Source organism: Hyphomonas sp. UBA3601 (genome assembly GCF_002375605.1).
Lineage (GTDB): Bacteria > Pseudomonadota > Alphaproteobacteria > Caulobacterales > Hyphomonadaceae > Hyphomonas.
Genome location: NZ_DFME01000015.1, coordinates 8699 through 11858, shown reverse-complemented (window position 1 = coordinate 11858; position 3160 = coordinate 8699). Strand labels below are relative to the sequence as shown.

The 3160-nt window shown below is 61.2% G+C and carries 3 protein-coding genes and 1 pseudogene; all 4 read left to right on the top strand.

Going from position 1 to position 3160, the window contains the following annotated elements; genetic code table 11:
* The coding region (locus B4F73_RS01025; protein ID WP_290482310.1) for an ABC-F family ATP-binding cassette domain-containing protein at positions 1 to 1684 on the top strand (1684 nt) is incomplete at its 5' end.
* Positions 1685 to 1892: 208 nt separating this feature from the next.
* Positions 1893 to 2357: a hypothetical protein gene (locus B4F73_RS01020; protein ID WP_206992727.1), complete on the top strand. Its 465-nt coding sequence runs from the start codon at positions 1893 to 1895 to the stop codon at positions 2355 to 2357.
* A 93-nt stretch (positions 2358 to 2450) separates the two neighbouring features.
* Positions 2451 to 2843 carry a hypothetical protein gene (locus B4F73_RS01015; RefSeq protein ID WP_290482309.1) on the top strand — a complete coding sequence of 131 codons (393 nt, stop codon included), beginning with the start codon at positions 2451 to 2453 and terminating at the stop codon, positions 2841 to 2843.
* A pseudogene (locus tag B4F73_RS01010) lies at positions 2840 to 3160 on the top strand (hypothetical protein); the annotation flags it as partial. The gene B4F73_RS01015 and the pseudogene B4F73_RS01010, both read left to right, overlap by 4 nt.

Sequence of the window (3160 nt, the reverse complement as noted above, 5' to 3'; positions counted from 1 at the left end):
CGCCCGGCTCGGCTGGGTTGCGCAGGAGGTCGCCGCCAGCGACGAGACCATTCTCGACGTCGTGCTGGCCGCCGACACAGAGCGCCACGCCCTGATGCAGGAATCCGAGACCGCGACCGACCCGGACCGCATCGGCGAAATCCATGAGCGCCTGCTCGACATTGATGCCTGGACCGCCGAAGCGCGCGCCGCCGAAGTGCTGAACGGCCTCGGCTTCACCACTGAAGACCTTGGCCGCGCCACGAAAGAATTCTCCGGCGGCTGGCGTATGCGCGCGGCGATTGCCGGTGTCCTGTTCTCCCAGCCGGATTTCCTGCTGCTCGATGAGCCGACCAACTATCTCGACCTTGAAGGCGCGGCCTGGCTCGAAACCTATATCAAGAAATATCCGTACACCGTCCTGATCGTGTCGCACGACCGCGAGCTGCTGAACCGCTGTGTCACGCACACAATGGCGCTGGAGCATCGCAAGCTCTCAATCACGCCGGGCGGCTATGATGACTGGCTGAAACTGCGCGCGGCCAAGCTCGCCCAGCTGGAATCCCAGAAAGCCAAGCAGGACAAGGACCGCGAACATCTGCAGGCCTTCGTGGACAGGTTCCGCGCCAAGGCCTCCAAGGCCCGCCAGGCCCAGTCGCGCATCAAGATGCTGGAAAAGATGCAGGACATCTCCATCCCGGTGGGTGACCGCACGACGCCATTCCACTTTGCCCCGCCAAAGGACAAGCTCGCCCCACCCATGCTGGAGCTGCGCAATGCCACCCTCGGCTATGGCGAGGACGCAGTCATCCTCGACAAGGTCAACCTTCGTCTGGACCCGGACGACCGTATCGCGATTGTCGGCGCAAACGGACAAGGCAAGACGACGCTGGTCAAATCCATCGGCGAACGCCTCTCGCTGATTGGCGGCGACCGGGTCGTGCCCAAGGCCGTGCGCATCGGCTATTTCTCGCAGGACCAGCTCGACGAACTCTCCGAAGGTGACAGCGTTCTGATGCACGTCCAGCGCATCATGCCGCCCGGCACACCGCCAGCGCGAGTCCATGCAGCTGCCGCTGCGATGGGCTTCAGCCACGAGAAAGTGGAAACCAATGTCGAGAAGCTGTCGGGTGGCGAAAAGGTGCGCCTCCTGCTCGGCCTGATGTCATCGGCCGCGCCGCACATCCTGATCCTCGACGAGCCGACGTCCCACCTCGACATCGACAGCCGCGAAGCGCTGATCTACGCACTGAACGAATTCCCCGGCGCGGTCCTGCTCATCACCCACGATGTCTACCTTGCCGAGGCCACGGCCGACCGGCTCTGGCTGGTCAATAATGGCCGCGCCGCGCCCTATGATGGCGACCTTGCCGACTATCGCGCCCTCGTCATGAAGGCCGACCGCGACGACACCAAGGGGGCCAAGCCTGCCAAACAGGCCAAGCCGGCTGCTCCGAAGGAGATCACTCCCGAAGAGAAGAAACGCCTCAGCGCCCTCAAGAAAACAGCCCGCGACGCCGAAGACCGGCTCGAAAAGGCGAACACCGCCATTGCGAAGATCGACGCCAAGCTCGCCAGCGGCACACCTCCTGCGGACGAACTGGAAAAGCTCCTGAAAGACCGCGCAAAGCATGCCAGCGCAGCCGAAACCGCCGAAACCGAATGGATGGACGCTGCGGAAGAGCTTGAATTGGCGAGCTCATAAGGGACGGCCTCCTGAGTACGCGACCTGCAACAGCCGCATCAGTACCAGATATGACCGGCACGCAAAATACGCCGCCCTCTGACTATTTTTATTTGATTACGGACCGTCTTTTGCTTGCCTCGGACGTTAACCAACATTAACCTGTTGTCATGGTGGCGGTGGGGCCACTGACGAGCGCGCAGGCGCTCTTTCGTCTTGGAGACAGATAATGAACATCAAGGGACTACTTTTGTCAGCAGCGCTGACGGCTTTCGCGACTCCGGCACTGGCGCAATTGAACGCATACGAAGATTATACGATCAGCGATACCGTGTGGGAGATCGCGACAATCAAGGTCGATTCCAATATGGGGGATTATTACCTCGAAGGCATCAAATCCACATGGGTTGAATCCAATGACGTGGCCAAATCACTCGGCCATATTGAAGACTACACCATCATGGTCAGCGCCATGCCGGACAGTGGACACTTCAACATCCTCCTCGGCGTGAAGTATGCGAGCATGGCAGATATCGGCCCTTCGAGGGAAAAATATGATGCGTTCATGGCGGCCTGGGGTGAAGCCAATCAGGATAGTTCACGCGAGACATCGAAGACATATCCCGAACTCCGCAAGATTACGGGTCAATATCTGATGCATGAACTCACCATGCTGGACTCCAGCAGCGAGTAAATCCTGGTCTGAGGCCCGCTTGTCTTTCGGCAGCCGGGCCTCACCTGTCACAAAATCCGTCCCTGTCTCGTCTGACTCCTGAAACAGGGAGTTATGAACATGTGGAGACTGTGCCTGATCGCCATTGCGGCGTTTCATTTTGCCAATGGACTGGTGATGTGGTTTGCGCCGCATTTCTGGTACGAAGCCGTCCCCGGCGTTGCGATGATGGGGCCATTCAACCTCCACTTTATCCGCGACATCGCCCTGGTCTTCGGCATGAGCGCCGGGGCGCTCGCCTATGGCGCCTATGCGCGTAGCCGGGCCGCCGCCATCATCGGCGCGACATGGCCGGCCCTGCATGCGCTCTTCCATATCTGGATCTGGATCAGCCGCGGCTTTCCGCTGGATCATGTGGCTTCCTCCAATCTCACCGCCATCCAGCTGCCGGTCTGGCTCGCCCTCGCCGCCGCGCTCAATTTTGCCCGCAAGGAGGCCGCCCGATGATCCGCAAACTCTTCCATGCTCAGGCGCGCAAGATGCAGCGCGCTTTCAACTATGACACCAGCTATATGCACGAGATCATCGACATCTCGCCCGGCGCGGCCTGGGGCCTGTCCCGCTTGCCCGCCTTCTACAAATATCGCGGCGCGCCCGCCGGACAAATCCCGTGGACCGGCGCATTGCTCGCCTCCACGCTTGACGGCGATTGCGGGCCTTGCGCCCAACTGGTCGTCGACATGGCGCTGGCGGGGGGGGCAGATGCTGACGCCCTGCAGGCCTGCGCCGAAGGCCGCCCGCTGGAGGCTGGCGCGATGGGGCTC

Bases quoted from the DNA above. Each gene is read 5' to 3' on its own strand.
- B4F73_RS01015 (WP_290482309.1), top strand. From the start codon at position 2,451: ATGAACATGTGGAGACTGTGCCTGATCGCCATTGCGGCGTTTCATTTT.
- B4F73_RS01020 (WP_206992727.1), top strand. From the start codon at position 1,893: ATGAACATCAAGGGACTACTTTTGTCAGCAGCGCTGACGGCTTTCGCG.